Source organism: Corynebacterium vitaeruminis DSM 20294, assembly GCF_000550805.1.
Taxonomy (GTDB): domain Bacteria; phylum Actinomycetota; class Actinomycetes; order Mycobacteriales; family Mycobacteriaceae; genus Corynebacterium; species Corynebacterium vitaeruminis.
The window spans coordinates 728,303-750,348 of sequence record NZ_CP004353.1 but is presented as its reverse complement, the minus strand read 5'-3'; the positions used below and the strand labels follow the sequence as shown (position 1 = coordinate 750,348).

26 protein-coding genes are annotated in these 22,046 nt (G+C 62.6%); 24 read left to right on the top strand and 2 right to left on the bottom strand.

Annotated features, from left to right (window positions below):
- The first annotated feature begins 40 nt into the window (after positions 1-40).
- The 8 genes from B843_RS03560 to B843_RS03525 all read left to right on the top strand — a co-directional run bounded on the left by B843_RS03560 (position 41) and on the right by B843_RS03525 (position 6,618).
- Complete coding sequence (locus B843_RS03560; RefSeq protein WP_025252151.1) at positions 41-613, top strand: P27 family phage terminase small subunit; 573 nt, start codon at positions 41-43, stop codon at positions 611-613.
- Positions 614-702: 89 nt separating this feature from the next.
- Complete coding sequence (gene metK, locus B843_RS03555; RefSeq protein WP_025252150.1) at positions 703-1,893, top strand: methionine adenosyltransferase; 1,191 nt, start codon at positions 703-705, stop codon at positions 1,891-1,893.
- Positions 1,865-3,115 carry a site-specific DNA-methyltransferase gene (locus B843_RS03550; protein ID WP_025252149.1) on the top strand — a complete coding sequence of 417 codons (1,251 nt, stop codon included), beginning with the start codon at positions 1,865-1,867 and terminating at the stop codon, positions 3,113-3,115. Before metK ends, B843_RS03550 begins: the two co-directional genes overlap by 29 nt.
- 95 nt (positions 3,116-3,210) lie before the next feature.
- Positions 3,211-3,876 (top strand): hypothetical protein, encoded by a 666-nt coding sequence (locus tag B843_RS03545; RefSeq protein ID WP_025252148.1) that lies wholly within the window; start codon positions 3,211-3,213, stop codon positions 3,874-3,876.
- Positions 3,840-4,073, top strand: a complete 234-nt coding sequence (locus B843_RS03540) for a DUF4314 domain-containing protein (RefSeq protein WP_025252147.1) — start codon at positions 3,840-3,842, stop codon at positions 4,071-4,073. The genes B843_RS03545 and B843_RS03540 overlap by 37 nt, the downstream gene beginning before the upstream one ends.
- A gap of 91 nt (positions 4,074-4,164) precedes the next feature.
- Complete coding sequence (locus B843_RS03535; RefSeq protein WP_025252146.1) at positions 4,165-4,512, top strand: DUF7698 family protein; 348 nt, start codon at positions 4,165-4,167, stop codon at positions 4,510-4,512.
- Between the two features lie 149 nt (positions 4,513-4,661).
- Positions 4,662-4,979: an Nmad4 family putative nucleotide modification protein gene (locus tag B843_RS03530; protein WP_244877347.1), complete on the top strand. Its 318-nt coding sequence runs from the start codon at positions 4,662-4,664 to the stop codon at positions 4,977-4,979.
- A 31-nt stretch (positions 4,980-5,010) separates the two neighbouring features.
- Positions 5,011-6,618 (top strand): terminase large subunit, encoded by a 1,608-nt coding sequence (locus B843_RS03525; RefSeq protein ID WP_244877346.1) that lies wholly within the window; start codon positions 5,011-5,013, stop codon positions 6,616-6,618.
- A 6-nt stretch (positions 6,619-6,624) separates the two neighbouring features.
- Here the strand turns inward: B843_RS03525 and B843_RS03520 are convergent, their stop codons facing one another.
- Positions 6,625-6,825 (bottom strand): hypothetical protein, encoded by a 201-nt coding sequence (locus B843_RS03520; RefSeq protein WP_025252143.1) that lies wholly within the window; start codon positions 6,823-6,825, stop codon positions 6,625-6,627.
- 32 nt (positions 6,826-6,857) lie between these two features.
- Between B843_RS03520 and B843_RS03515 the strand changes: the two genes are divergently transcribed.
- From B843_RS03515 to B843_RS03475, 9 genes are read left to right on the top strand one after another with little or no spacing between them, the layout of a single operon-like run.
- A complete protein-coding gene (locus tag B843_RS03515; protein WP_025252142.1) occupies positions 6,858-8,213 on the top strand; it encodes a phage portal protein in 1,356 nt (451 codons plus the stop codon).
- Positions 8,210-9,118 (top strand): head maturation protease, ClpP-related, encoded by a 909-nt coding sequence (locus B843_RS03510; RefSeq protein ID WP_025252141.1) that lies wholly within the window; start codon positions 8,210-8,212, stop codon positions 9,116-9,118. Before B843_RS03515 ends, B843_RS03510 begins: the two co-directional genes overlap by 4 nt.
- Positions 9,119-9,135: 17 nt before the next feature.
- Positions 9,136-10,365 (top strand): phage major capsid protein, encoded by a 1,230-nt coding sequence (locus B843_RS03505; RefSeq protein ID WP_025252140.1) that lies wholly within the window; start codon positions 9,136-9,138, stop codon positions 10,363-10,365.
- Between the two features lie 34 nt (positions 10,366-10,399).
- Positions 10,400-10,717 carry a head-tail connector protein gene (locus tag B843_RS03500; RefSeq protein WP_025252139.1) on the top strand — a complete coding sequence of 106 codons (318 nt, stop codon included), beginning with the start codon at positions 10,400-10,402 and terminating at the stop codon, positions 10,715-10,717.
- An 11-nt stretch (positions 10,718-10,728) separates the two neighbouring features.
- Positions 10,729-11,058 carry a head-tail adaptor protein gene (locus B843_RS03495; protein WP_025252138.1) on the top strand — a complete coding sequence of 110 codons (330 nt, stop codon included), beginning with the start codon at positions 10,729-10,731 and terminating at the stop codon, positions 11,056-11,058.
- Positions 11,059-11,060: 2 nt separating this feature from the next.
- Positions 11,061-11,498: an HK97-gp10 family putative phage morphogenesis protein gene (locus B843_RS03490; protein ID WP_025252137.1), complete on the top strand. Its 438-nt coding sequence runs from the start codon at positions 11,061-11,063 to the stop codon at positions 11,496-11,498.
- Positions 11,495-11,839 carry a hypothetical protein gene (locus B843_RS03485; RefSeq protein ID WP_025252136.1) on the top strand — a complete coding sequence of 115 codons (345 nt, stop codon included), beginning with the start codon at positions 11,495-11,497 and terminating at the stop codon, positions 11,837-11,839. Before B843_RS03490 ends, B843_RS03485 begins: the two co-directional genes overlap by 4 nt.
- Before the next feature lie 14 nt (positions 11,840-11,853).
- Positions 11,854-12,453: a major tail protein gene (locus tag B843_RS03480; protein ID WP_025252135.1), complete on the top strand. Its 600-nt coding sequence runs from the start codon at positions 11,854-11,856 to the stop codon at positions 12,451-12,453.
- A gap of 20 nt (positions 12,454-12,473) precedes the next feature.
- A complete protein-coding gene (locus tag B843_RS03475) occupies positions 12,474-12,887 on the top strand; it encodes a hypothetical protein (protein ID WP_025252134.1) in 414 nt (137 codons plus the stop codon).
- A gap of 162 nt (positions 12,888-13,049) precedes the next feature.
- Here B843_RS03475 and B843_RS13740 read toward each other — a convergent pair whose 3' ends face one another.
- Positions 13,050-13,535: a hypothetical protein gene (locus tag B843_RS13740; protein ID WP_155895088.1), complete on the bottom strand. Its 486-nt coding sequence runs from the start codon at positions 13,533-13,535 to the stop codon at positions 13,050-13,052.
- Between B843_RS13740 and B843_RS03465 the strand changes: the two genes are divergently transcribed.
- The 7 genes from B843_RS03465 (at position 13,523) to B843_RS03435 (ending at position 21,846) form a co-directional block, all read left to right on the top strand.
- Positions 13,523-16,201: a phage tail protein gene (locus B843_RS03465; RefSeq protein WP_025252132.1), complete on the top strand. Its 2,679-nt coding sequence runs from the start codon at positions 13,523-13,525 to the stop codon at positions 16,199-16,201. The two genes, B843_RS13740 and B843_RS03465, sit on opposite strands and share 13 nt — an antisense overlap.
- The gene (locus B843_RS03460) at positions 16,201-16,893 is read left to right on the top strand and encodes a hypothetical protein (RefSeq protein WP_025252131.1); all 693 of its coding nucleotides are present in this window, start codon (positions 16,201-16,203) and stop codon (positions 16,891-16,893) included. The genes B843_RS03465 and B843_RS03460 overlap by 1 nt, the downstream gene beginning before the upstream one ends.
- Positions 16,878-19,796, top strand: a complete 2,919-nt coding sequence (locus tag B843_RS03455) for a phage tail spike protein (RefSeq protein WP_244877345.1) — start codon at positions 16,878-16,880, stop codon at positions 19,794-19,796. The genes B843_RS03460 and B843_RS03455 overlap by 16 nt, the downstream gene beginning before the upstream one ends.
- An 11-nt stretch (positions 19,797-19,807) precedes the next feature.
- Positions 19,808-20,242: a DUF1617 family protein gene (locus B843_RS03450; RefSeq protein ID WP_025252129.1), complete on the top strand. Its 435-nt coding sequence runs from the start codon at positions 19,808-19,810 to the stop codon at positions 20,240-20,242.
- The gene (locus tag B843_RS03445) at positions 20,239-20,457 is read left to right on the top strand and encodes a hypothetical protein (protein ID WP_025252128.1); all 219 of its coding nucleotides are present in this window, start codon (positions 20,239-20,241) and stop codon (positions 20,455-20,457) included. The genes B843_RS03450 and B843_RS03445 overlap by 4 nt, the downstream gene beginning before the upstream one ends.
- Positions 20,458-20,548: 91 nt before the next feature.
- The gene (locus B843_RS03440) at positions 20,549-21,016 is read left to right on the top strand and encodes a phage holin family protein (protein WP_025252127.1); all 468 of its coding nucleotides are present in this window, start codon (positions 20,549-20,551) and stop codon (positions 21,014-21,016) included.
- Positions 21,016-21,846, top strand: coding sequence for an N-acetylmuramoyl-L-alanine amidase (locus B843_RS03435; protein ID WP_025252126.1), 831 nt, complete (start codon positions 21,016-21,018; stop codon positions 21,844-21,846). The genes B843_RS03440 and B843_RS03435 overlap by 1 nt, the downstream gene beginning before the upstream one ends.
- Positions 21,847-22,046 lie beyond the last annotated feature (200 nt).

Here is a 22,046-nt window from a genome sequence, read left to right as displayed (position 1 = left end):
CTCCATACCCGGGCCACTGGCCTAGAGAAGGAGGTAATCCATGGCCAAGGACGGCACCAACCGGGGCGGCCGCCGCGTCAGAGCAGGAGCGAAACCTGATCCGCTGAACGAGAAGCTCGCCGCCGGACGGCCCGCCACCCGCCTGGAGGACCCACTGAACGAACCGTTCGACTTTGAGGGCGGCGACATCGGTGCCGGTGCGGTGCTCGCCGGGGAGACCATGCCCGAACCGTCCGACTACCTATCCGAGGTTCAGCGCGACGGCAAACCGCTGGGCGCTGACATCGTCTACCGGGAAACCTGGCAGTGGCTTGATCAGCGCGGCTGTTCGCAGTTCGTGGCACCAAGGTTGATTGAGTCGTACGCGCAGGCCTTCGCCCGCTATGTGCAGTGCGAGCAGGCGATCTCCAAGTTCGGCCTGCTCGGCAAACACCCCACCACCGGTGCCGCCATCGCGTCCCCGTTCGTCGCCATGTCGCAGTCGTTCGGGAAGCAGGCGAATGTGTATTGGTACGAGATTTACGAGATCGTGCGCGCCACCTGCACGAGCGACTATGCGGGTGCCACGCCCGGTGACGAGGTGATGGAGCAGCTGCTGAAGGCCCGCTCCTAACCAGCCCAGCCCCTGTTCGTTGCGCCTGCCCCCCAATTCGGGGTGGGCGCTGTTCTTTCCCCCTGTGTTTCGTGGAAGCGAGTTCACCCATGTCTACTGTCCGTACTGCCGAGTCCGTGTGTGCTGGTCATCCGGACAAGCTGTGCGACCAGATCGCCGACCAGATCCTCGACGACATCCTCTGGGAGGACAAGGCTGCCCGGGTGGCGGTGGAGGTGATGGCCGCAGGCAGGCGGATCATTGTCACCGGCGAGATTACCACCGACCACCGCCCGCGTATTCGGGAGTCGGTGCGCACCGCCCTCGCGAAAGCCGGTTACAGTCCGCTCGGGTTTCTGATCTACGTGTGGACGCGCCGACAATCCGGCGACATCAACGCGGGAGTGTCCACCTCCCTGGAGGCACGCGCAGGCGACAGCTCGGCGTTCGCGCTGCAGGGGGCGGGTGATCAGGGCACCGTCTACGGCTACGCCACTGTCGAGACTCCCGAACGGCTTCCGCTGCCGCTCGTCTTGGCACACCACATCTGCAAGCGTCTCGACACCGCCCGCACCGACGGCACTATCACGGGGATCAAACCGGACGGCAAGGCACAGGTCTCGGTGCGCTACGACGACACCGGCACACCCGTAGCCATCGCCACCGTGATTGTGTCTGTCCAGCACGAGGCGGGCAAGGATCTGGAAGCGCTCACCCGCGAGGTCGAGTCGCTGATTGTGGCTCCGGCCTGCCAGCCCTATCTGCCTGTGGACGGTAACACGGAGGTGTTTGTGAATCCGTCGGGCAGGTTCGTCGAGGGAGGTCCTCGCGCGGACACCGGGTTGACGGGGCGGAAGCTCATGGTCGACACCTACGGCGGTCTCGCACCCCATGGTGGGGGCGCGTTCTCCGGGAAAGACCCCTCCAAGGTCGACCGGTCTGCGGCCTACATGGCGCGCCTGATCGCTCGCACGATCGTCGACGCCGGGCTGGCTGCTGAATGCCAAGTCGCGATCAGCTATGCGATTGGGAAGGCTGATCCGGTCGCCTTCGAGGTGGACACGCTCGGCACCGGCGAATACGCCGACCACATCTTGACCGCAGCTGCACGCGATGTGTTCGAGCTGCGTCCGGCCGGGATCATCGACACCCTCAACCTGCGCACACCCCGCTACAGGGATCTGGCGTTCTACGGGCACATGGGCAGGGACTGGACGCGCTGGGAACAAACCTGGCGCTACGAGCGCGAGCTGGGGAAGGCGGTGGAAACGCATGCGCATCGAACAGCTACCCATCGCTGACCTCACGCCCGCTGTCTACAACCCCCGCAAGGATCTGAAGCCCGGCGACCCCGACTACGAGAAACTCAAGCGGTCGCTGACGGAGTTCGGATACGTCGAACCTGTCATCTGGAACAAGACCACCGGGCATGTCGTCGGCGGCCACCAGCGCCTCAAAATCCTCGAAGACCTCGGCCACACCACTGTCGACTGTGTCGTTGTCGAGCTGGACGAGACGCGGGAGAAAGCGCTCAACGTTGCGCTCAACAAGATCAGTGGTGACTGGGACCAGGACAAGCTCGCACTCTTGATTGCTGACCTGGACGCCAGTGATTTCGACGCGGAGCTAACGGGGTTCGATGACGATGAGATCGCCCAGCTCATCGGTTCCCTTGACGAGGACGAGGTTGAGGATGACGACTTTGATCTGACAGCCGCCCTGGAGGCCGCCGCGTTCGTTCAGCGCGGGGATGTGTGGACAGTCGGTCGGCACCGGCTCGTCTGCGGTGACGCCACCAACCCCGACGACATCGCGGTGTTGATGGACGACAAGCGCGCCAACCTGGTGCTCACGGACCCGCCGTACAACGTCGCATTCGAATCGTCTGACGGCTTGTCGATCAAGAACGACACGATGAAGGATGCCGACTTCTACGAGTTCCTCCTCGCATCCTTCAGGAACATGGCGGGCGTGTGCGAGAAGGGCGCCTCGGCTTATGTGTTCCACGCCGACACCGAGGGGCTGAATTTCCGGCGGGCTTTCCAAGATGCCGGTTTCAAACTCTCCGGCTGCTGCATCTGGGTCAAAGACTCCCTCGTGCTGGGACGCTCCCCGTACCAGTGGCAACACGAGCCCGTGCTCTACGGCTGGGTGAAGAACGGCAAGCACAAGTGGTATTCGGACCGGAAACAAACCACTATCTGGCGGTTTGATAAGCCTCGCAGAAATGCCGACCACCCGACCAGCAAGCCGCTGGATCTGTTGGCGTATCCGATCGGGAACTCCACCCAATCCAACGCGATCGTGCTCGACACATTCGCCGGATCCGGCTCCACGCTCATGGCGTGCGAGGCGACCGACCGGATCGCTTACTGCATGGAGCTCGATGAGAAATACGCCTCCGTGATCTTGCGCCGCTACGCCGACGCCACCGGCGACGCCGCCGGAATCACCTGCCTACGCGACGGCCAACAGTTCGCCTACCTGGATGTGGTGAAAGAGGTGGATCGAGACAAGAAATAGGTGGCTGTCACGGCTTGCTATTCAGGCGGAATAGAGCGTGTATGTACATGACCAAAAACCACCCCAACCAGGGGAAACAAGTAAAGGAGATGGTCATGACAACAATCCAGTTCGCCAAACAGAAGAAAGGCCGCAAACAGCTCGCCGCGCTCATCGCCACTCATCTCGGCGCGCATGCCGAGTACTTGGGTACCCCGTCGTTCGCCTACCAGATGGGCGAGGCCACATTGGATCGTGACTGGCTGCTGCATCTGCCCGGCACCATCGACACCGCCGTCCTAGCTGAAGCCGCCGCGCAGGCCGGATTTCCAGCAGACGCGCCGGTGGCCGAGGAGTTGGGGTTGACGTTGGTGTTCCCAACCACCGACTGGGACGAGGCAACCGCCGGGAAGGTGGAGGCAATGTTGGCGGCGAAAGGACGGCTCATCGCCAAAGCACTCCAAATCCCAGCAACCCCAATTCACCTCGACGAGCAGGCGGGCAAGGCCGAGTTCGACTGGTTCGACGAGGTTCCAGACCGGGAGGTGGTGGAGGCTGCCACTGTGCTGATCGCCCGGATCTTCGAGCACGCCAAGGTCGCCATGAGAGTCTCAGCGAAGCCTGCCGAGACGGGCGGGAACGACAAGTATGCAATGCACTGCTGGCTGCTGCGCCTCGGCATGATCGGCGACAGCTACAAGAACGTGCGCCGAGCCCTACTAGCGAATCTGGAAGGCAACGCGGCATGGAAAACTCCGCCCACAACAAAGAACGTGCAATGAGGATGAATGCGGATGGGCAGCGAATCCGGCTGGTGTCAACCAGCGATCTATACACGCGCCTGGCTCCCGGTGACGAGGGGGCCATCATGTTTGTCGATGACGCTGGCACGGTGCATGTGGACTGGGACTGCGGCTCCACCCTCGGCCGCATCCCCGGCGAAGACGCGAGGGAAACTCTCCCCGAATCCGGCCACTGATTCTCTTGCGGAGAACCGGCGAAAAGCGACTGGATAAGCACCGACACCCATGGCTGTATGTGTCATACGCCAACCGGATTAGGAGCCAGGGATGAACACAATTGACGCCCTCGACCAGCAGATCGCGACCCGCACCCAAACCTCGTCCACGAGCCTGCTCACCGCCTACATGAACACTCAGCGGGCGGGCAATGAGCTGCGCGACTTCGCCGAAGGTCTCTACGACTCAGACGTGCCCAGCATCCTCGACGAACTCAAGGAGCATGGCATCGGCGAGTTCACGATCAGCGCGAACCAGACCGGCCTCACCGAGATCATCTGGAACCTCACCCAAGCCGGAGCCACCTTGATCGGGATGACCGAAGTTAACGCACACTACACCGACCCGTTCACCGAGGAACGCCAACTCATTCCCGCCTGGCACCTCACCAGCAGCTGACCCCAAATCAGCATGGAACGCCACCTGCCGCGAGCGGATCGACAATGACGGATTCCATGTTCAACTGGCCACTCGAGGATTCCTTAAAAATAGTGCCTGACTAGGGCTTTTACGACTGGATAGCCGCGCACACCTATGGCTGTATGTACATGACCGAACAAGAGGACAAGGAGAAGGTCATGAACAACGAAAAGACCACGATGGAGCAGCTGCAGATGGCGACCGACAGCTACGGCACGGTGATCGCCTACGGGGATTTCGTCCTCGCCTCGGCATACCGGCACCTGGGCAAAGGCCGGATCGGAAACGACGCTCGCGTCTACAAGCTCGCCCAGCAGCCCATCCCTGGCTGGGGACCGGATGCCCGAGGCTTCATTGAATGCGAACTCGACCTGATCGCCGAGGCTGACGAACTGTTCGCCGACGCAGGCCACGCCATCGCCTGGGCCTTCGCCCACACCAACTAACCCAGCCAGTGCAGGAAGGAGCCTGACGGGCGTGATACGCACTCTCGACATCTACACGCCGACCCGGTTCATGGCCGCAGGCTCCACCTACGACAAACGGAAGGCCGACTTCGCAGTCGCGTTCATCCAAGCCCTCAAGCACACCAAAGGGCGCTGGGCGGGCAAGCCGTTCCATCTCATCGACTGGCAGGAACAGATCATCCGTGACCTGTTCGGCACCGTCAAAGCCGACGGCTACCGCCAGTTCACCACCGCCTACGTCGAGATACCCAAGAAACAGGGCAAATCAGAGCTCGCCGCCGCTGTCGCTCTGCTACTGACGTGCGGGGACGGTGAGGAGCGTGCCGAAGTGTACGGGTGCGCTGCAGACCGTCAGCAAGCCTCGATCGTGTTCGAAGTGGCCGCCGATATGGTCGCCATGAGCCCAGCCCTGTCGAAGCGGGTGAAGATCCTGCGCTCCCAGAAACGCATCGTCTACAAACCCACCAACTCCTTCTACCAAGTCCTCTCAGCGGAGGCATATTCGAAGCACGGATTCAACATTTCCGGGGTCGTGTTCGACGAGCTGCACACCCAACCCAACCGGGCACTCTTCGACGTCATGACCAAAGGGTCGGGCGACGCCCGCACCCAGCCGCTGTACTTCCTCATCACGACGGCCGGTACCGACACGCACAGCATTTGCTACGAACAGCACGAGAAAGCCCTGGACGTCATCGCGGGCAAGAAGCACGATCCGACGTTCTACCCGGTCATCTACGGTGCCGACCGCGAAGATGACTGGACCGACGAGGCGGTGTGGGCGAAAGCGAACCCCAGCTTGGGGATCACGGTGCCGATCGAGAAGGTTCGCCAAGCCTGCAACTCGGCGAGGCAGAATCCGGCTGAGGAGAACACGTTCCGTCAGCTGCGCTTGAACCAGTGGGTGAAGCAGTCGGTGCGGTGGATGCCCATGCACGTGTGGAACAACAGCTCAGCTCCCGTCGACCTCGCTGATCTGGAAGGTCGGGTCTGCTACGGCGGCCTCGACCTCGCCTCCACGACGGACATCACCGCGTTCGTCCTCGTATTCCCACCCGAGTCTGGCGACGAGCCATATGTGATCGCGCCCTGGTTCTGGATACCCCAAGACAACCTCAAGCTCCGTGTCGTGCGTGACCACGTGCCCTACGACCTCTGGCAGCAGCAAGGCTTCCTGGAGACGACCGAAGGGAACGTTGTCCACTATGGCGCGATTGAGGCGTTCATCGAAGAACTCGGCACCCGGTTCGATATCCGGGAGATCGCGTTCGACCGGTGGGGTGCCGTGCAAATGTCACAGAACCTGGACGATGCCGGATTCACGGTCGTGCCGTTCGGACAGGGCTTCAAAGACATGTCCCCACCGAGCAAGGAGCTAATGAAGCTGGCGTTGGAGGGCCGCCTGGCTCACGGTGGGCATCCGGTGCTCGCCTGGATGGTCGACAACATCCACGTGCGCACCGACCCGGCCGGCAACATCAAACCCGACAAACAAAAGTCCACGGAGAAGATCGACGGCGTCGTCGCCACCATCATGGCACTCGACCGCGCCATCCGACGCGGCAACGACCACCACGCCGGTTCCGTCTACGACGAGCGCGGGCTACTCGTGCTCTGAGGTGGATTACTTGAACAGATCCCAGAAGCTGAATGTGGTGCGCTTGTAGACGGCGTTCTTCACTGACCGGCTCGGGTTCTTCACGAATCCCATGCCTTTCTTCCCGTATCCGGGAATGACAGCCTTCTTGATCGCACGCTTCGCACGCCCAGTCGTGCGCGCCTTCAGCGAACGCGTCAGCGACGGCTTCCTCATCCCGAACTTCATGTTCCAACTCTACGTCTGCGAGGAGCACACGCATGGGTTTTCTTGACTGGCTACGCGGCGGCAACAACCGGCCCGCTGAGGATCATGCGATCAGCGCCGGGTACAGCTTCTTCTTTGGTGGTACTACGTCGGGGCGTCCGGTGACGGAGCGCTCGGCGATGCAGATGACTGCTGTCTACTCGTGTGTGCGCATCCTCGCTGAAGCGATCGCCGGGCTGCCGTTGCATGTCTACCGGCAGGGCACGGACGGGTCGAATGTGAAGGCTCTCGACCATCCGCTCTACCGGCTGCTCCATGACGAGCCGAACCCGGAGATGACCAGCTTCGTGTTCCGCGAAACACTCATGACGCACCTGCTGTTGTGGGGCAACGCCTTCGCCCAAGTACTCCGCAACGGGCTGGATGAGGTGATCGGCCTGTATCCGTTGATGCCCAACCGCATGACCGTCGGACGCGACGAACAGGGCCGCCTCTACTACGAGTATCAGCGCACCTGGGACGAACCGGCAGGCCGCTTCGAAACCGTGCGCCTGTCCCCGCATGAGGTGTTGCATATTCCCGGCCTGGGCTTCGATGGCCTGGTCGGCTACAGCCCGATCGCGATGGCGAAGAACGCCATCGGGCTGGCGCAGGCCACCGAAGAATACGGCGCGTCGTTCTTCGCCAACGGTGCAGCTCCGGGTGGGGTGTTGGAGCATCCGGGCACGATCAAAGACCCCGCCAGGGTTCGTGAGTCATGGCAGGCGACCTTCGGGGGTGCGAGGAACGGCAACAAGATTGCGGTGTTGGAGGAGGGCATGAAGTACACGCCAATCTCCGTGTCCCCGGAGCAGGCGCAGTTCTTGGAGACCCGCAAGTTTCAGATCAACGAGATTGCCCGCATCTTCCGCATCCCACCCCACATGATCGGCGACTTGGAAAAGTCCTCGTTCAGCAATATTGAGCAGCAGTCGTTGGAGTTCGTGAAGTACACGCTTGACCCGTGGGTGATCCGCTTCGAACAAGCCATCACCAAAACCCTGCTCAACCCCCGCGAGAAGCCGACGTTGTTCGTGAAGTTCAACCTGGAGGGGCTGTTGCGCGGCGACTACGTGTCGCGCATGAACGGCTACGCGGTAGCCCGCCAGAACGGGTGGATGTCCGCCAACGACATCCGCGAGCTCGAAAATCTCGACCGCATCGACCCGGAGGCCGGTGGCGACCTCTACCTGGTCAACGGGAACATGCTGCCCCTGAACCTGGCTGGAGCCTACGCCAACACCCAACCCACCGACGACGGCGAGCCCCAGACCGATGAGACCGAGCCGACTTCTGAGCCTGACGGGCAGCAGCTGACTGATTCTGAGTCCATGTCTGATGAGCGATTTTTGAGGAGGACACGATTGTGAGACGTTTCTGGAATTGGCTCGACCCCGAGCCGAACGGTGACCCGGATGCGACAAGCGTCCGGGTTTTGCGTATCAACGGGCAGATCGCCGACGAATCCTGGTTCGACGACGACATCACCCCCGCCATCTTCGCTCGCGAACTTAACGCCGGTTCTGGGCCGGTGACGATCTGGCTCAATTCGCCTGGCGGGGATGTGGTGGCGGCTGCCCAGATCTACAACATGCTGCTGGACTATCCCGGCCCGGTCACGGTAAACATCGACGGGATCGCCGCCTCCGCTGCGAGCGTGATTGCGATGGCTGCCGGGACGGTGGCGATGACCCCGGTGAGCATGTTGATGATCCACAACCCCGCCACCCTGGCTGTGGGCGACAAAGACGAGCTCGCGAAAGCCATGTCGATGTTGGAGTCGGTCAAGGACGCGATCCTCAACGCCTACCAACTCAAAACCGGCCTGTCGCGGGCGAAGCTGTCGAAGTTGATGGATGCCGAAACGTGGATGGACGCCCGTGCTGCGATCGACCTTGGCTTTGCCGACCTGCTGCTCACCGGCAGCCGCGACCCGATCTTCGATGCGGAGCCGGACAAGAAGAAGCCTGACGAGGACGAGCCCGAGTCTGATTGGCCAGACGAGGACGGCACCGAGCCTGAGCCTGACGAGCCGGATGAGGACGACGACGGCAAGCCGTCCAAGAAGGGGTCGCCGTTCCCGCCCAAGAAGAACCACGAGGACGGCGTGGTGTTTGCCCGGCGCACCTGGGAGCAGCAGCTCGTCGCCGCCTGCACCCACCACCAGCTGGATGTCCCGCACGGTGTGCCCGTTCCTGTTTCTGTTCAGCCCGCTGGCTCTCGTGGTCGGCGGGTTGTTGATTTGTACGCCCAACTGACCAACCGAGCCCACTAAATGAAGGAGGACTTCTCATGTCCACGATGACTATTTCCGACCTGCGCACCAAGCGCGCCCACATTTGGGATCAGGCCAAGGCATTCCTTGACGAACGCCGCGACACCGCCACTGGCTGTCTGTCCGCTGAGGACGACCAGGCCTACGCCCGGATGGAGGCTGATATTGACAAGCTGACCGCCGAGATCGCCCGCTCCGAACGCGCGATGCGCCGTGACGCCGACCTCGCCAAGGCCACCAACATGCCGCTGACTTCGATGCCCGGCATCACCATCGACAACGACGACGCTAACCCCAAGGTTTCGCCGCGTGCGACTGCCTCGTATCAGCGTGCGTTCTGGGACGCGATGCGGCTGAACTCCTCGCCGATGGAGGTGCGTAACGCACTGAGTGAGGGAGTGGATACCGAGGGCGGCTATCTGGTACCCGACGAGTTCGAACACACCCTCGTCCAGGCACTCGCGGACCAGAACGTGATGCGCACGCTGGCGAAGGTCATCCAAACCACCAGCGGGGACCGCAAGATCCCGGTCGTCTCCACTCACGGCACGGCCGGTTGGCTCGATGAGGGCAAGCCGTACACCGAGTCGGACGAGAACTTCACCCAGGTCACCCTGTCGGCGTTCAAGCTCGGCACCTTCCTCAAGATCAGCGAGGAGCTGCTCAACGACAGTGCGTTCAACGTCGAGCAGTATCTCGCCTCGGAGTTCGCCCGCCGGATCGGTGCCGCCGAAGAAGAAGCCTTCCTCGTCGGTGACGGTGCGGGCAAGCCCACCGGCATCTTCGCTGCAACCGGTGGTGGGGAGAAGGCGGTCACCACCGCGAAGGTCACCGACATCAGCGCTGATGAGCTGATCGATCTGCACTACAGCTTGCGTGCCCCGTACCGGAAGAACGCGGTGTGGCTGATGAACGACGCCACCGTCAAAACCGTGCGCAAGCTCAAGGACGGCAACGGCCAGTACCTGTGGCAGCCCGCCCTCACCGCCGGTAGCCCGGATCTAATCCTTGGTCGTCCGGCGCATACGTCGGCATTCGTCCCGGAGATCAAGGCGGGCGCATCCACGGTGGCATTCGGGGATCTGGCCTACTACTGGATCGCCGACCGGCAGGGACGCTCCTTCAAGCGGCTCAACGAGTTGTTCGCCACCACCGGGCAGGTGGGGTTCCTCGCCTCCCAGCGCCTCGACGGGAAACTCATCCTGCCCGAAGCCGTCAAACTGCTCACCCAAAAGACCAGCGCCTAACGCTGGCCTGACTCACGGATAGGAGGTGGCCGCCATGGACACGACCGAACTGGTCGAGCAGGTCAAGCAGAATCTGCTCATCACGTTTGATGACGACGACACGCTGATTACGGCGCTGGTCAATGCGGCCACCTCCTACGCGTGCAGCTTCCAACACCTCGAAGAAGGCCACTACGAGCAGGCGGCAATGTCGGGGGCGACTCGGCAAGGCATCGTCATGCTCGCCTCCCACTTCTACGAATCCCGCGACGGCGCGACCGCAGGGTTTTGGGCGGACAAACCCGAAGCCGCCCGGGCGGTGTGGGACGCGGTGAACAACCTGCTCCGCCTCGATCGCGACTGGAAAATCTAAGGAGCAAGCTGATGGCTTCGATTGGTTCGATGCGCACCATCATCGACCTCATCCAACCCGTGGTCGAGCGCGACAAGGCCGGGTTCACGTCGACGCGTGACGCGATACGTGCGACCGTGCGCGCCTATATCGAGACCCGACACGCCTCGGCGGCGTGGGTGAACCGTGCCGCCTACACGAAAGCCGATCTGCTGTTCCGTATCCGCGCCATCCCAGGACTGCCGGTCACGGCCGACATGGAGATCACCGGCCCGGACGGCCGCTACCTGATCGACAGTGTGGAGCAGATTGGCCGGTATGTGGAAATCCTCGCCCACCAGACCACGCCAGAAGGGGGCTAACTATGGCGCGTGTGCAAATCAGGCTCCCCAACGCCTTCATCGACTCCCTCAACGCCGCATCCAACGTGCTGGAAGCCTCCGCCGATGAGGTGCTCGGTGCCGGGGCCGCCGTGGTCGAGCCACGGATGCGTTCCAACCTTGCCGCAGCCATCGGTGCTGGCACTAAGGAGCCGTCGCGGTCGACCGGCCAGCTGCTCGGCGCGCTCGGCACCACGAGCGTGAAGGTGAACTCCCGTGGAGATCACAACGTCAAGGTCGGGTTTGCCGAAAACCGGCGTGACGGGCGCTCGAGCGCGCTCATCGCCAACGTCCTCGAACACGGCAGAAGTAGTCAGCCCGCCCGGCCGTTCCTGGCACCCACCAGGAACCAGACCAGGAGTGGCGCGGTCGAAGCCATGAAACAGGCGTTGGCAGCCAAGTTCGGGCAGGTGAAACCATGACCGCCCCGCTCTTGGAACAACTAACGGCGATCGCCGATCAGGAGGGTCTGCCGATCGCCGTCGGCCTGTTCACCGACAGTCCTGCACCGGCCACCTACCTCGTCGCCACGCCATTGAGCGACGTGTTCGACGTGTTCGCCGACAACCGGCCTGGCGTCGAGATCGAGGAAGTCCGGCTCGCGGTGTTCACCACCGGCAACTACCTCACCACTCGTGACCGGCTCACTAGGGGGCTCCTTGACGCCGACCTGACCGTCACCGCCCGCCGCTACGTCGGGTTTGAGGCTGACACCGGCTACCACCACTACGCGATCGATGTCGCATCCCACCACCAGTACTAGAAAGGAACACACTCATGGCCACGATTGGTTTGGACAAGCTCTACTACGCCACGATCATCGAAGACCCGGACACGGGTGAGGAAACCTATGCCGCCCCGAAGCCGCTCGCGAAAGCCATCTCCGCCGAACTGTCGGTCGAGGTAGCTGAGGCCATCTTGTATGCCGATGACGGCGCATCGGAGATCGTGAAGGAATTCAAGTCCGGCACGCTCACGCTTGGCGTCGACGACCTCGGCGGTGAGGCGGCAGCGGCGCTGACGGGGGCGACCCTGGATGCCAACGGGGTGCTTATCTCCACCTCGGAGGATGGCGGCACGCCGGTGGCAATCGGCTTCCGCGCCGCACGCTCCAACGGCAAATACCAGTACTTCTGGCTCTACCGGGTGAAGTTCGCCCTGCCGACCACGACGCTCGCCACCAAAGCCGACTCCATCACGTTCTCCACCCCGTCGATTGAGGGCACGATCCTGCGGCGCAACAAGCCCGACAGCAAGGGACGGCATCCGTGGAAGGCCGAAGTCACCGAAGGCGGCCCCGGGGTCAAGCCCGAGACAATCACCGGCTGGTACGCGGCAGTGTACGAGCCCGCAACCGACGCAGTAGCCGCAGGCTAAAGGGAAGGGAGCAGCCAACAATGTCGAAGACCACGATTCCGGCGACTGACCCCGCCCGGTCAGCGACGGTGGTGATTGGTGGGGAGGAGTTCGAGCTGGTGCTCACCACCCGCGCCACCCGCGTGATCGCGGAGCGCTACGGCGGCCTGGAACACCTCGGCGAAGCATTGGAGTCCTCGAGTGATCTGGGTGCGACGTTGGGTGAGGTGATCTGGCTGATCACCCTGCTCGCGAACCAGTCCGTCGCCATCCACAATCTGCGCCACCCCGACAACCTGCGCCCGGAACTCACCGAAGAAGCGGTGGAGCTGCTGACCGTGCCCGCTGATCTGTCCGACTATCGGGGTGCGATCGCCGAAGCCCTGCAGCGCGGCACCCGCCGAGTCATCGCCACCGAGCCAGACCCAAAAGCCACCAAGGCCAAGGCCGAATAGTCGACAGCCCGGAGGCGATCTTCACCCGGCTCACCTACATCGGCATCGCCCACCTTCACCTGAGCCGGGTGGAGGTGGGCCTGATGGTGTTCGGGGAACTCCTCGACCTCATCGACTGCTGGCGACTCGAAACCGGCCGGGCCAAGCCACTGCGTCAGTGGTTCATCGACGACGTGATTCCATCTCGGATTTAGCAAGGCCAGCGATCATGTCCCAGGGCAAGTGCTGGCGAACGAATTTGCTGCGACTGCGGCGATTGATGGCAAGGGCATCGTTGGCGACCTGTTGTACGAGTTGTGTGTCCACCCCCAGCGCTTCGGCAATCCACACGAGGCCCTCCGGGTGTTGAAGCATGTTGTACGTGGTGCGGGCAGACATGTTGGGCTTTTGTCTTGTGAACGAGCCACTCCCAGTGGTTGCTTGCGAGTCGAACCAGCTACTCATGTGCTCGCGTTGTGAGGACCACCAACGGCCTTTCTTTTGAGGATCGGCCTGTTCCATCGCATCGGAGATGGGTAGATGGGCAGGCAACGTCGACAGCAGCCGCGCGAACTCGCGAACATCGAAATCGATACCGCTCAACTCCAGCCCCCCTTTCCTTGTCATCCACATCTTCCCATAGGAGCTGAATCCCCATGGCTGACTCATCGTTTGGTTTGAAGATTGGTTTGGAGGGTGAGCGGGAGTTCAAGCGGGCGATCACGGATATCAACCGTGAGATGCGGGTGCTCGGCAGCGAGATGAAGCTGGTCGCCTCCCAGTTCGACAAGAACGACCAGTCCGCCGAAGCGTTGACGGCCCGAAACCAGGTGTTGGGTAAGGAGATCGAGGCGCAGAAAGCCAAGATCGAAACCCTCCGAGCCGCGTTGCAGAACAGTGCCACGTCGTTTGGTGAGAACGATTCGCGGACGAAGAACTGGCAGATCCAGCTCAACAATGCCGGAGCTGAACTGAACAAGCTCGAATCCGAGCTGAAGTCGAATAACGACGCGCTCACCGAGTTCGGTGACGAGGCCGATGGTGCCGGTGACGATGCCAAAGACGCCGCGAAGGACGCGGGCAAGCTCGAAGTTGCTGTGGATGATCTCGGTGACGAGATGGACTCCACCGGGGGTAAGACCCGCATCTTCGGCGACGTGCTGAAAGCCAACCTGGCATCCGAAGCCATCGTCGCAGGGGTCAAGGGCATCGGCCACGCCATCGCCAGTATCGGACGCGGCATGGCCGGGGCACTCAAGGAGGGTGTTGAGTACAACGCCCGCATGGAGCAATACACCACCAGCTTCACCACCATGCTCGGCGACCAAGCCAAAGCCCAGCAGCTGGTCAACGACTTGAAGGTGGAGGCCGCCAAGACCCCGTTCGGCATGGAAGATTTGGCCTCCAACATGCAGACCCTCCTCAGCTTCGGCATGTCGTTGGAGGACGCACAGAAGCACCTGCACGAGATCGGCGACATCTCTCAAGGTGACGCCGTCAAAATGGAGTCCCTTACCCTCGCGTTCGCGCAAATGAGCAGCACCGGCAAGTTGACTGGCCAGGATTTGCTGCAGATGATCAACGCCGGCTTCAACCCGCTCGAAGAGATCAGCCGCAAGACCGGCAAGAGCATTGGTGAGTTGAAGGAGGAAATGGCCCAGGGAGCTATCTCTGCGGACATGGTTGCGGACGCGTTTGCTTCTGCCACGGCCGAGGGTGGCCGGTTCTATGGGGCGATGGACGCCCAATCCCAAACCTTTAGCGGCCAGTTGGCGACCATGCAGGACGGGATCGCGAACCTGAAAGGCCTGCTTGCCACTGGTGTTACCGATGCCTTGGCGGGGACGGTCATGCCGATGGCCAACGGCTGGATCGACGACCTGACTGCCGCGATTGAAGAAGGCGGTGTCCCGGCGTTCATCGACACTCTCGGCACCGTCTTGCAGGAAGCGTTGGCGTTTATCGCCGAACAGTTGCCCGCCGTGGTTGAGGCTGGCATGACGATCCTCACCTCGTTGTTGGAGGGGATCATTGAGGTGCTGCCACAGCTCGCGGAAACTGCCGTCACCCTGGTGGTGGCGCTGGTCGAGGCGATCATCGAAGCCCTCCCGGCTCTGTTGGAGGCGGCGATTCAGATTATTGCCACCCTCGTCACTGGCATCGCCGAAGCGCTGCCGGAGCTGATTCCGGCCGCAGTGGAGATGCTGATGGCGCTGGTGCAGGAACTGGTGGACAACCTGCCGCTCCTGCTGGACGCTGCACTCCAGTTGATTCTCGGCCTAGCTGAGGGACTGCTCGCGGCGATCCCAGTGCTCATCGAAGCCCTCCCGGCGATCATCGAGGGCATCATCAGCTTCCTGGTCGGCGCGATCCCACAAATCATCCAAGCAGGCATCCAGCTCTTGACCGCCCTAATTGGTGCGCTCCCGCAGATCATCACCTCGATCGTGGAAGCACTCCCGCAGATCATCACCGCCATCATCGGCGGCATCGTGTCAGCAGTTCCGCAGTTGATCAACGCCGGTATTCAACTGTTGACCGCGTTGATTGGTGCTCTGCCGCAGATCATTACGACAATTGTGGCGGCGTTGCCGCAGATCATTTCGGCGCTCATCAACGGGATTGCAGGAGCCATCCCGCAACTCGTCCAAGCCGGTATCCAGCTGCTCACGGCATTGGTGGGCAACATGCCGCAGATTGTCTCCACGATTGTCGCGGCGATCCCGCAGATCATCACGGGCATCGTGTCAGCGGTCGGTCAGGGTGTGGGGCAGATGGCGGAGGCCGGTTCGAACCTCGTGCGCGGCCTGTGGAACGGTATCCAGTCGTTGGCGGGCTGGTTGTGGGATCAGGTCTCCGGCTGGATCAGCAGCATTTGGGACGGCATTACCGACTTCTTCGGCATTCACTCGCCCTCCACGGAAATGGCGTGGGTCGGCTCGATGCTCGTCGAAGGCCTCGCCGACTCCATCCGCACCGATGGGCGCAAAGCCACAGACGCCGCCACCACGCTGGCCGCCGACACGTTGGACGCGTTCAGCGAGCTGGCTGACGGGGTGGACGTGCCCATCGACGCCACCGCCAACCTCACCATGCCCACAGTTGACCTCACCCCGGCCGCAGCCGTCAGCGCCGCGATGTCCGCACAAGCGGCTCGTGACCAGACGGTGGATGTGGAGGGGATCGTCGATACGACCGCGCGCAGGTTGCTCAGCTCGCTGGATATTCAGGTGGTGCTCAACGACGGCACGCTGGTCGGCAAACTCGCCCCGGCCATGAATACCCGGCTCGCCAAGCTGTCGCGCCGTGACCTCGCCCTGACAGGAGGAACCTAATGTTCGCCTTCACCCTCAACCACACCATCTCCTCCCGCACGTTGGGGTTGCGGCTGACTGCCCCGGTGGAGATACCAGTGGCGTCGCGTGTGGTCGACGATATTGATGTCGCTGGCCGGGCTGGCACCTTGACCCGGCTGGGTGGCTGGGACGACACGATCCTCACCCTCCAACTCGCTATCCCCACCGGCGACGGCATGGCAGGCTACCGGCACGCAGCACAGGCACTGATGGACGCGACGACAATCAGCCTGTCCGGCGAGCCCGGCCTGTTCCGACGGGTGAAGCACGCCGCCGTCGGTCCGCTCAGCCGTGAGTTGGCGTCGCTGGGTGTGTTCGAGGCTGAACTGATCTGCCAACCCTTCACCTACCTCACCGAAGGACTCACCCCAGTCACGCTGACGAGTTCAGGGACGCTGACGAATCCGGGTCTCCTGGAGACCGCTCCTGTCATCACCGTCTATGGCACCGGCCAACTCACGCTCAGCATCAACGGCCGGCAGTGTCGAGTCAACAGCCCGGCCGGGCAGGTGACCCTCGATGCGGATCGGCTCGTCGCCCACGTCGCAGGAAACGTCCAAACCGACGCACTCACCGGGAGCTTCCCGACACTGACACCGGGAGCCAACCGGATCACTCTCGGCACCGGCATCAGCAAGGTCGTCGTCGTGCCGAATTGGCGCAACCTCTAACCACCCCGTTCGCTCAATTGTTCCTGGCCGTCCTGTGGTGGGCGGCCTTCATGCTGTTTGGAGGCATTTTGATGATCACGGTTCACGACCGCATCGCCACCGACTTCACCACCACCGGGCTGGCCGTTTTGGATCGGGAGGTGATCGACCCGGTCGTCACCGAAGAACTCTGCGGCGAATACTCGCTTACCTTCTCGTATCCGGCTGACGCGCCCGCCGCTTTACTGCTCACCCTGGAGGCGATCATCGCGTGCCCGGTGCCGGGGATGAGCCTGCGTCAAGGGTTCCGTATCCACGAGGTCACCACCACCCTCGACGGCCTGCTCGAAGTCACCGCGTTCCACCTGTTCTACGATCTGGCAGCGAATCTGATCGCCGACACGTTCGTGGTGAACAAAACCGCCAAGCCCGCACTCGACCAGCTCCTCGCAGCCGCCAACACGCCGCACAGGTTCACCGCCACCAGCTCCGACACCACGACTCGGGCGAGTGCTCGGGTGGTGCGGATGCCCCTCGCTCAAGCTGTCATGGACACCGGGGAGGACAATACGTTCGCCTCCCGCTGGGGTGGTGAGATAACCCGGGACAACTGGCACATCCACCACGCCACACAGCGTGGCCAGGATCGGGGTGTGGTGATCCGGGATCGGAAAAACCTCACCGGCTACCAAGCCTCCATCGACTTCTCCACGGTCGTCACGAGGATTCTGCCGGTCGGCTACGACGGCCTCCTCCTGCCCGAACTCTACGTCGACTCCCCAAAGCTCGGTGCGTATGCGACTCCGCGTATCCGCGTGATGCGCTACGGCGACGTGAAGGAAATCAAAGACCCCGAGCAGCCCCGCGAGGACGAACTCCCACTCGATCAGGCGTATACGGAGCTGCGCCGCCTCGCCGCCCTCGAATACTCCGCCCGGCATGTGGATGAGCCATCCGCCTCGTACAAGGTGTCGTTCGTCGACCTGGCTACCACCGTCGAGTACGCGGATTTGGCCGAGTTAGAGACAGTGCTGCTCGGAGACACAGTCACCGTCCGCCACACCGACCTCGGCGTGGCGCTGTCAGCGCGGGTGGTGGGCTACGACTACGACCCCCTCCGCCAGGCATACCTGTCCGTAGAGCTTGGCAGTGTTGCTGGGAAGTTCACCACCGTCACCCGCCAAGTCAAAACCGCCGTCAACACGGCTCGGCAGGCAGAAGATGTGGCGGGGTTTGCCCTCGCGTCGGCGGATGGGAAGAACACCAACCACTACGGCACCACCCAGCCCGCCAACGCCAGGCTGGGTGACACGTGGTTCCGGCAAAACGGCGAACAGGTTGAGATCTGGATCTACCAGCTCACCGACACCGGCACCCCCGGCTGGATAGCACTCGCCACCGATCTGAATCATGCCCAGGTCCAGGCCGAACTCGACGCCGCCCGCACGCAAGTCGACCACGCCCTCGCCGCTGCCCACGACGCGCAGACCGCCGCCGACCAGGTGCATGAACGTCTCGCCACCGCGCAGGTCGAGATTGACCAGGCCAAGGCTGCTGCCGCAAGCGCGACGGAGCTGGCGCAAGACGCCCATGACATCGCGGTGACTTCGGATGGACAGCTCACGGTTGCTCTTGTCGATCCGACTGCGGCGGACGCCGCCGACCGGCCAGAGGGTGCGCTGTGGCAAGTGCGCGCCGATGGCGTGATCGCCCGCCAATATATCCTCACCAACAACCAATGGGAACAAACACCGGTCGGTGCCGCGATGATCGGGCCGAAAGCGATCAGCCAAGCACACATCGGAGACACTGCCATCGGCACCGCACACATCGCAGACGCCGCCATCACCGACGCGAAAATCAGTTCACTGTCGGCAGCCAAGATCTCCAGCGGCTATCTCGCTGCTGGACGGATTGCTGCCGGCTCGATCACCTCCGACAAGCTGACCATCGCGAGTGGGTTCATCACCACCGCAATGATTGCCAACGCCGCGATCACTGATGCGAAAATCGGGTCGCTGTCTGCAGCGAAGATCACCTCGGGCTATTTGGCTGCTGGGCGGATTGCAGCGGGATCGATCACGAGCGACAAGTTGACGATCGCCAACGGGTTCATCACGACTGCGATGATCAAGGACGCGGCGATCACCAGCGCGAAGATCGCTGCGCTGGATGCGGGCAAGATCACCACCGGCTATCTCTCGGCGAATCGGATTGCGGCGAAGTCGATCACGGCCGACAAGCTCGCAGCCAACGCGATCCAAGTGGGCTTGGCCGGATGGAACCAGTCGATCCGTATTTCGCCGACGCAGATCGCCTGGTACAACGGCTCCACCTTGGAAGGGACAATCTCCAGTTCCGGGATGAAATTCTGGTACGGCACCCGCTACATCGGGGAGATGGCACGCCGTGCCCACAAGGACAAGCCCGACGTGCAGGGCATCGTCAACCAGGTCGCCTATCAAGGCGACTATGTGGCCTGGACATACCAGACGGCATCGGGCGGTGACTACTTCACCTGCCTCACCCTGGATCCGAAGGGACGCTTCTACGGCAAGGCCGGCATTCATCTCGGTGCTGACTTGCGCACCAACGGCTACAAGTTCTACACCACCGGCTCGCGCTACGTGACCTTGCAGGATGCGACGCTCACCGGGAAAGGCACCTACGCCGGGTGGGCGTCGAGCAATGGGCTGGCGAAGGTCGTGTTTCACACCTATGACCTGATGGTCGTCACCAATGGGTCGTATTACAACATGACCCGCCTGTTCGACCGTGTCGGGGACTTGATGAGCCGGATGAACTCGCTCATCGGGCTGTTCAACCGTGGCTGGATCACCTCGATCTCCGGATCAGGGTCGAACATCACCTGGCAGTACTACTCGAACACCGGACTGTCCACCATGCCCACCACCCTCAGCTAAGGAGAACACCTATGCGCATCATGCTCGCCAACCAGTATCTGCAGCCGGTCGCCGAGCTGCTCACCGAAATGCCTCTGAAAGCCTCGCAGTCCAGGGCGCGGTCGAAACTGCTCACCCTCGTCACACAAGCCCTCGCCAGGTTCGGGGAAGACGAATACGAGCTGGTGGCTGAATACGCCGCCCGCGATGACAACGGTGCGCCGCTGCTGGACTCTGATGGGACGTTCCGGCTCGCCAACCCAGACCAAGCAGCAGAGTTCATGACCGCCCGCACCCGGCTCCTCGAATCCCTCGCCGAGGTATCCGGGCCGACCTACGACACCCACCTGACCGACCTCAAGACTCTCTTGGACAGCTACGACGGTGAACTCTCCGGCCAGACGGCGGAGGCGTATGACGTGCTCTACGACGCCATCGAAGCCGCCAGCGGGAAGGAACACCAATGACCACCCGCGAGACTGACATCGCCGTCGAGCCAGTCGGGACGGTGGAGCCGGTGGGGACGGTGGTGGAACATCCGATCACCCCGATCGTCTCCGACACCACACCAACACCCGCCGCAGCCGTGCTGCCTGAGAAGCCGGTGCTGATGGCCCCGGTCGTGGAAAGCCTGGATTTGACGATGCCGATCCTGGAAGTCCTGACCAGCCCCAACATCTAACCCGCGCCGCTCGTCGCATCCACGTCTGCCTTCACCCGTGTCGGGTGGGGGCGTTTTTTATGCCCACCCACCCCTCGGAAGGAAACACTCCATGTCTTTGAACGCTCTCTGGCACACCATCCAAGCCGGCATCGCCAGCCTCGGCGCGTGGCTCTCCGCCTACCTCGGCGGACTCGACGGCCTGATCTACGCCCTGGTCATCTTCGTTGCCGCCGACTACATCACCGGAGTCCTCGCGGCCATCAACGAACGCCGCGTCAGCTCAGCAGTCGGGTTTCGGGGCATCTCCCGCAAGATTCTCATCTTCACCCTGGTTGGTCTCGCGCACCTGATCGACACCCAAGTCATCGGCACACCCGGCGTGCTACGGGCAGCGGTCATCTTCTTCTACCTGTCCAACGAAGGCATCTCCCTGATCGAAAACGCCACCCGCCTCGGCCTGCCCATCCCCGCACAGATGCGTGAGGCCCTCGACCTGATCGCCAACCGCGCCGACAAACGACCACCCCTCACCAACACCGACCCAACTGAAACCCATACCGATAAGGAGCAGCGCTGATGAAGAACTGGAACACCCTCGAGGCCGATGTCGACCTCATCATGAACAAGCACTACACCGCCGGACGAGGCGGTCGGCGTATCGACAAGGTCATCATCCACCACAACGCCGGAAACCTCACGATCCGAGGCTGCTACGACGTGTGGCAAAACCGCCAGGCCTCTGCCCACTACCAGGTGCAGTCCGACGGGAAGATCGGCCAGCTCGTGTGGGACCGCGACACCGCCTGGCACGCCGGGAACTGGAACGCCAACACCACCAGCATCGGCATCGAACACGCCGACGTGAGTTCCAGCCCGTGGCGGGTGTCCGACGCTTGCCTCGACAACGGAACCCACCTCGTCGCCGCGATCTGCCGCTACTACAAGCTCGGCCGCCCGGCCTGGGGCAAGAACGTGTTCGGACACAAGAACTTCTCTGCAACCGAATGCCCGGCCTCGCTGGCAGGCTCCCAGCATGCCGCCTACATGGCCCGTGCACAGTACTGGTACGACCACATGACCGGCAGCAAGCCAGCGCCCGCGAAGCCGAAGCCCGCCCCCACGCCCGCTGTCAACATTGATGCACTGTCTGATGCGGTCATCCGTGGCGATTACGGAAACGGTGAGGAGCGCAAGCGTCGCCTCGGAGCCAACTATGCCGCTGTCCAGCGCCGGGTCAACGAGAAACTCGCCGGACGTACACCTGCTAAGCCGTCCGGGCCGAATATTGACGCGCTTGCTGACGCGGTCATTCGCGGCGACTACGGCAACGGCGAGGAACGCAAACGTCGCCTCGGCAACCTCTACAGCCAGGTGCAGAAGCGGGTGAATCAGAAGCTCGGCTACTAACCACTCCGCGCCATCTCCGTCTGAGAGTACGAATCCGGCCCCGTCACTGCCCGTCCTGGGTGGTGGCGGGGCTTTTCGTCGTCTCTGCGGCTTGTACCCGTCCGGATTCGGCCGGTGTCGGGGCGTACGGGTGAGCAGGTATTCGCGGCCCGTCCGGTTTCACGGCCGCTGGTGCCTGACAGATGAGACCGCCCGCTTCC